A 6,097-nucleotide genomic window follows, 5' to 3' on the forward strand; every position below is an offset into this window, starting at 1 on the left:
ACGGCACCCGTGTCCTCACGACTCACGGTCCCAGGCAACCCGGTCGCGAACCCTGACTCCATCCTCGAAGGCCGGCACTGGCGGATCACCGTCCTCACTCCCGGCCTGGTGCGGCTCGAGTGGTCGGACGACGGAGTCTTCGAGGACCGGGCCAGCACCTTCGCGGTCAACCGCGCCCTGCCCACCCCCGACGTCGAGGTGCACCGGGAGGGCGAGCGGGTGGAGCTCTCGACCGGCCTGCTCCACCTGTCCTACGACGGCATGCCGTTCAGCCCCAGTGGCCTCGTCGTGCAGGCGACCTCGCCGATGCCCGGCTCCCACACCGTCGAGTGGCGGTTCGGCGAGCCGGCGGACGGCCTCGGCGGCACGGCCCGCACCCTCGACGAGGTCGACGGGGCGATCCCGCTCGGCCCGGGTGTGGTGTCGCGCAACGGGATCGCGGTCATCGACGACTCCACATCGTTCCTCATCGAGGACGGCGCGGCAGCGGCCCGGCACCAGGGCAACACCGACCTCTACATCTTCGCCCGTGGGCACGACTACCGTGCGGCCGTCGCCGACCTCTACGCGGTGTCGGGCGACGTGCCGATGCTCCCCCGCTGGGCGCTCGGCAACTGGTGGAGCCGCTACCACCCCTACTCGGCCGACGAGTACCTGGAGCTGCTCGACACGTTCGAGGCCGAGGAGGTGCCGCTGTCGGTCGCGGTGATCGACATGGACTGGCACTGGGTCGACATCGACCCGCGCTTCGGGGTCGGGTGGACCGGCTACTCCTGGAACCGCGACCTCTTCCCCGACCCGCCGGCCTTCCTCGCCGAGCTGCACCGTCGCGGTCTCGCGGTGACGCTCAACGTGCACCCGGCCGACGGCGTCCGGGCGTTCGAGGACGCCTACCCGCAGGTCGCCCGGGACATGGGCGTCGACCCGGCCACCGAGCGCCCGATCCCCTTCGACCCCACCGACGACCGCTTCATGGAGTCGTACTTCACGCGGCTGCACCACCCGCTCGAGGACGAGGGCGTGGACTTCTGGTGGCTGGACTGGCAGCAGGGCTCGTTCAGCCGCGTCCCGGGTGTGGATCCGTTGTGGCTGTTGAACATCGAGCACTTCAACGACTCGGCCCGCCGGGGTCAGCTCCCGCTGACCTTCTCCCGGTATGCCGGCCCGGGCAGCCACCGCTACCCGATCGGCTTCTCCGGCGACACCCACATCACCTGGGCGTCCCTCGAGTTCCAGCCGTACTTCACGGCGAGCGCCTCCAACATCGGGTACGGCTGGTGGAGCCACGACATCGGCGGGCACTGGTACGGCAGCCGTGACGACGACCTGACCGTGCGCTGGGTGCAGCTCGGCGTCTTCTCGCCGATCATGCGACTGCACTCGTCGCTGCATCCCTTCATCCGCAAGGAGCCGTGGAACTTCCCTGCCGAGCCGCGCGCCACCATCGACACGTTCCTGCGACTGCGGCACCGCCTGGTCCCCTACCTGCACACCATGAACGCCCGGGCTGCGCGCGACGGGGCACCCCTCGTCGAGCCGATGTACTGGGGCGACCCCAGCGCCGTCGAGTCGTATGACGTGCCGACGCAGTTCCGCTTCGGGACCGAGCTGGTCGTGGCCCCGATCACCAACCCGCAGCAGCGGACCCTCGGACTCGGCAGCGTGCAGGCGTGGCTTCCGGAGGGCGACTGGACCGACCTCTTCACGGGTGTGCGCTACCGCGGTGGGCGACAGCTGCGGCTGCACCGGCCGATGGAGACCATGCCGGTGCTCCTGCGCGCCGGCGGGCTGCTCCCACTGGCCGGCGGCGAGGGCGAGAGCGTCGGCACCGAGCTGCCCGACCGCCTCGAGCTGGTGCTGGCCCCTGGTGCGGACGGCCGCTTCGACCTCGTCGAGGACGACGGCAGCGCCGACGCACAGACCGCCGTCACGACTATCGCCTGGGACGACAGCGCCGGCACGCTCACCGTCGCGCCGGCCACTGGCGCCACCGACGTCCTGCCCACCTCGCGCGAGTGGACCGTCCTGCTGCTGGGCGCCAACGCCGTTGCGGGCCACGGCGACGACAACGTCGACTCCGAAGCGACCTCCGTCGGCACGCGGTTCACCCTGGGCGCCGTCGACACCAGCGCGGGTGTCACCGTCACCCTGGCGGAGGTGCAGCCCTTCGACTGGACCCGGACCGTCGAACAGCTACGGCAGGTCCTCGACCGGGCGCGCATCGACCACAACCTCAAGCGCACGGCCTACGACCTCGTCACGGCAGCCGAGGGGCCCACTGATGCCGCGGCCCGGCTGCGAGGGCTGGAGCTCGACCACGAGGTCGAGGCGGCGCTGCTCGAGCTGGCCCTGGCCGACTACTGAGGCGCTCTGCTGTGGAGCTGGAGTTCAGCGGGGAGATCTGGCACTGGAAGGGGCCGTCACCCTTCCACTTCGTCACCGTGCCCGAGGAGCTCTGCGACGCACTCGACGCGACGGCCGGGTTGGTCAGCTACGGCTGGGGGATGATCCCGGTGCGGGTCACCATCGGCGCGACCGACTGGACGACGTCCCTGTGGCCCAAGGACGGTCGCTACATCGTGCCGCTCAAGAGCGCCGTGCGGCGGGCCGAGGGCCTGGAGGTGGGCGCCACCACGACGATCCGGCTCGTCGTCGACGTCTGAGGCGCCGGCACGGGTGCCGGCGACGAGCCCCACGGCGACGCCGGGACCAACCTCGGGAGAACGGCCAGAAACGCTGTGAAAATCGGGCGAAAGCCCCCACTGGCCCGTGGTCCGCAGTACCTTCGCCACACCCCCGACGCCCCACCCGCCACAGCCTCCCCAGCCGCGGCACCCTCACCAAGGACTCGGCATGACCACACGCGCGCGCTCCCTCCTGACCTCCTCCGCCGTCGTCGCCGCCCTGGCCGCCACCATGCTCGTGGCGCCCACCGCCACGGCGTCGCCGGCCACGACGGTCGCCAGCACCACGGTGGCCACCGGGACAGCCGCTGTCAGCGCGCCCACGCTCACCACGGCATACACGAAGTCCGCAGCCGATGCCCGCATCGTCAGCAAGCTGACCGCCCGCGTGACCACGGCGCGGTTCGGCACCCAGTTCAGCGGCGCGGTCATGGACGCCCGGACGGGCACCCTGCTGTGGAGCAAGGACGGCAACACCGCGCTGAAGCCCGCGTCGACGATCAAGTTCGTCGCAGCCACGAACGCGCTGCGCCGGTTCGGCCCCACCTACCGCTTCACCACCGTCGTGCGCCGTGGCGCGCAGGCCGACCAGGTGGTCCTCGTCGGCTCCGGCGACCCGGCGCTGTCCTCCACGCAGCTGGTGGCGCTGGCCAAGCAGACCGCCTACACGATGAAGGCGAACGGCCAGCTGCGCGTGCGCCTGTATGCCGACGACACCCTCTTCGCCGCGCCGAGCCTCGCGACCGGCTGGCCGTCGAGCTACGTCCCCGACGAGACCACGTGGCTGCGGTCGCTCGTCGTGGACGGCCGCCAGGTCACCGACACGAGCATCGACGCGGCCAAGATCTTCGCGGCGAAGCTCAAGACCTACGGGATCACCGTCGCCAGCGTGGCCCGGGGCACCGCGTCGACCGCCAACCCCGTGCTCGCGAGCTCGGCCGGCCAGACCATCGACCAGATCGTCACGCGGATGATGATGGAGTCCGACAACGAGCACGCCGAGGCACTGCACCGCCTCGTCGGGGTGAGCTCGGGCGCCGGCAAGACCTGGTCGGCAGCGAGCTCCGCAGCCCAGAAGGGCCTCACCTACGAAGGGCTCTCCGCCACCGCCATCTACGACGGGTCGGGCCTGTCCCGCAGCGACCGGCTGACCAGCATCCAGCTCGCGAAGATGGTCAAGAACACCTTCGAGTCGGGCAACAAGGTGCCGTTCCGGATCCTGCGCTCCAGCCCGGGGCTGCCGCAGGCCGGGATGACCGGCACGCTGAAGGCGTCGTACGACCGGTTCACCGCGAGCACGTCGAAGTGCGCCGTCGGCAAGGTCTACGCGAAGACCGGGACCCTGCGCGACGCCGTCGCCCTGGCCGGCTGGACCGTGGGCAAGGACGGACGGATCAAGGCGTTCGCGTTCATCATCAACGGCAACCCGACCTCGACGACGCTCATGCGGCAGAACATCGACATGCTCGCCGCGACGGTCAACGGCTGCTACTGAGGCGTCTCGCGGGCCAGCCTGGCCGCCGCCACCCTGGCCGCGCGCTGCCGCTCGAGGCGGCGGTGCGGGTCCTCGGCGTCACCGAGCTGCGCGGGGCCGTAGAGGTGCATCCCCAGCCACTTGATCCGGTAGCCGACGCGGTATCCCCACGACAGCCCTTCGCGATCGGCCTTGGCCATCTGCTCTTCCCATCCTCGGCATCACAATTACTTAGTGCCCTAACTACCTGCGCACTAACGATAGACCCGATCGGGCTAGACTCGAAATCGTGACCACATCGACGAAGAGCGCTCGCCGTCCGCTGACCGCCGACGAGCCCGACCTGCTCCGGCTCGACCGCCAGGTCTGCTTCGCCCTCGCGGTCGCGTCGCGCAACGTGATCGCGCTCTACCGGCCGCTGCTCGAGCCGATGGGGCTGACCCACCCGCAGTACCTCGTCATGCTGGCGCTCTGGGAGGACTCGCCGTTGCGGGTCAGCGAGCTGGCGTCGCGACTCAGCCTGGAGCCCGCCACCCTCTCGCCACTGCTCAAGCGGCTGGAAGCCAGCGGCATGGTCACCCGAGGGCGAGACCCGCTCGACGACCGCGCCCTGGCCGTGTCCCTGACTCGCAAGGGGGCGGCCGCCCGCAAGCGAGCCGAACGCATCCCGCCGGCCATCATCGAACGCCTCGGCATGGATCTCTCGGAGCTCGAGGCCATGCGCGACGGCCTGACCCGCCTCATCGAGGCGGCGGCGCCGCCCCCCTCAGCCTGACGTCGGGTCGCGGCGGTGGTCGTCAGAGGCTGCCGGTGCCACCGTCGACGTCGCCACCGATGCCGGGCGTGACCTTGAACGAGCCCGGCCGCATGTCGCCGTACTCGTCGGCGCGCCGCTCGTCAGGGGTGCGCTTGTCCCTGGCGCTCCGGACCACGCCGTAGATGATCAGGGCCACGATCGCGACCGCCCCGATGGCGAAGGCTCCGATGAGCAGGATCGCGAAGATCGACACACTTGCCATGACTTCCCCCGTTCGTTGAGGTGATCGTCCGGCACCGACGGGTGCGGGTCAACCGGTTCGCAGAAATAACCACCTTCCTTGGTTGACCTTCGAACATGTGTTCGAATACGATGGGGCATGGCCATCACCCCGATGCACCCGTCGCCGCGGCTCGCGGCAGCTGATGGGGTGCGTCAGGTGCATGCCGTGCTCGACCGCTGCGCGTCCGTCGGCGACCTGTCCGGGTATGCCGCGTCGAGCCTGATCGTCGAGCTGGACCGGGCGGTGACCAGGTTGCAGGCCCTCAAGCTGTCCCTGGTGGCGGTGGTGGACAGGTCCGACGTCGCCTCCGACGCGGGGATGACCGGCACCGCCGCGTGGCTGGCCGCTCGGTCTCGGCGTGACGGTGCGTCCGCTGCGCGCGAGGTGCGCCTGGCGACCGCCCTCGACGGCGGGTTCAGCGCGACCCGGGAGGCGTTGAGCGTGGGTGACCTGAGCACCGAGCACGCGCTGGTGATCGCCACCACTGCGCAACAGCTGCCGAGCGGGCTCGACCAGACCGAGCGGGCCGCGATCGAGCAGTCGCTCGTGGCGGTCGGCAAGCGCGTCGATCCCGCGGCGCTGCGCAGGAAGGCCCGGCGGGCGCTGGAGTCCGTGCACCGCTCGCAGGCCGAGGTCGACGCCCACGAGGACTCCGTGTTGCGCGGCGAGGAGGAGCGCGCCCTGGCCGCGACCAGGCTGACCCTGCACGACAACCACGACGGCACGACCACCGGCCGGTTCACCGTGCCCACGCTCGCCGGGCAGATCCTGAAGAAGGTCATCCAGCAGATCGCCTCCCCACGACGGTTCGCCCAACAGGCGGCCCGAGACGCGCGGCTACGGGCCGCGGCGCAGGGCGGGTCGTTGACCGGGGACGAGGTCGCCGAGGCGACCTGGGA

The 6,097-nt window shown here is 70.9% G+C and carries 7 protein-coding genes; 5 read left to right on the forward strand and 2 right to left on the reverse strand.

Annotation, left to right across the window (positions count from 1 at the left end):
- Positions 1 to 9: 9 nt before the first annotated feature.
- From ABD262_RS10580 to dacB, 3 genes are all read left to right on the forward strand, one after another.
- Positions 10 to 2,364, forward strand: coding sequence for a glycoside hydrolase family 31 protein (locus ABD262_RS10580; protein WP_344135330.1), 2,355 nt, complete (start codon positions 10 to 12; stop codon positions 2,362 to 2,364).
- A gap of 11 nt (positions 2,365 to 2,375) precedes the next feature.
- On the forward strand, positions 2,376 to 2,663 hold the full coding sequence (locus tag ABD262_RS10585) for a DUF1905 domain-containing protein (protein ID WP_344135333.1): 288 nt from the start codon (positions 2,376 to 2,378) through the stop codon (positions 2,661 to 2,663).
- A gap of 190 nt (positions 2,664 to 2,853) precedes the next feature.
- Positions 2,854 to 4,179, forward strand: a complete 1,326-nt coding sequence (gene dacB, locus ABD262_RS10590; RefSeq protein ID WP_344135336.1) for a D-alanyl-D-alanine carboxypeptidase/D-alanyl-D-alanine endopeptidase — start codon at positions 2,854 to 2,856, stop codon at positions 4,177 to 4,179.
- Here dacB and ABD262_RS10595 read toward each other — a convergent pair.
- On the reverse strand, positions 4,173 to 4,358 hold the full coding sequence (locus ABD262_RS10595) for a hypothetical protein (RefSeq protein WP_344135339.1): 186 nt from the start codon (positions 4,356 to 4,358) through the stop codon (positions 4,173 to 4,175). The two genes, dacB and ABD262_RS10595, sit on opposite strands and share 7 nt — an antisense overlap.
- Before the next feature lie 89 nt (positions 4,359 to 4,447).
- Here ABD262_RS10595 and ABD262_RS10600 point away from each other — a divergent pair, with 89 nt between their 5' ends.
- Positions 4,448 to 4,933, forward strand: coding sequence for a MarR family winged helix-turn-helix transcriptional regulator (locus ABD262_RS10600; RefSeq protein ID WP_344135342.1), 486 nt, complete (start codon positions 4,448 to 4,450; stop codon positions 4,931 to 4,933).
- Positions 4,934 to 4,955: 22 nt separating this feature from the next.
- Here the strand turns inward: ABD262_RS10600 and ABD262_RS10605 are convergent, their stop codons facing one another.
- Complete coding sequence (locus ABD262_RS10605) at positions 4,956 to 5,177, reverse strand: hypothetical protein (RefSeq protein ID WP_344135345.1); 222 nt, start codon at positions 5,175 to 5,177, stop codon at positions 4,956 to 4,958.
- A 117-nt stretch (positions 5,178 to 5,294) separates the two neighbouring features.
- Between ABD262_RS10605 and ABD262_RS10610 the strand changes: the two genes are divergently transcribed.
- The coding region (locus ABD262_RS10610) for a DUF222 domain-containing protein (RefSeq protein WP_344135348.1) at positions 5,295 to 6,097 on the forward strand (803 nt) is incomplete at its 3' end.

The sequence above is a fragment of the Pedococcus bigeumensis genome, assembly GCF_039531795.1.
In the GTDB taxonomy this organism is placed as follows: Bacteria; Actinomycetota; Actinomycetes; order Actinomycetales; family Dermatophilaceae; genus Pedococcus; species Pedococcus bigeumensis.

Excerpts from the sequence above, each read along its gene's own strand:
- ABD262_RS10605 (WP_344135345.1), bottom strand. The coding sequence starts at position 5,177 with ATGGCAAGTGTGTCGATCTTCGCGATCCTGCTCATCGGAGCCTTCGCC.
- ABD262_RS10595 (WP_344135339.1), bottom strand. The coding sequence starts at position 4,358 with ATGGCCAAGGCCGATCGCGAAGGGCTGTCGTGGGGATACCGCGTCGGC.
- dacB (WP_344135336.1), top strand. The coding sequence starts at position 2,854 with ATGACCACACGCGCGCGCTCCCTCCTGACCTCCTCCGCCGTCGTCGCC.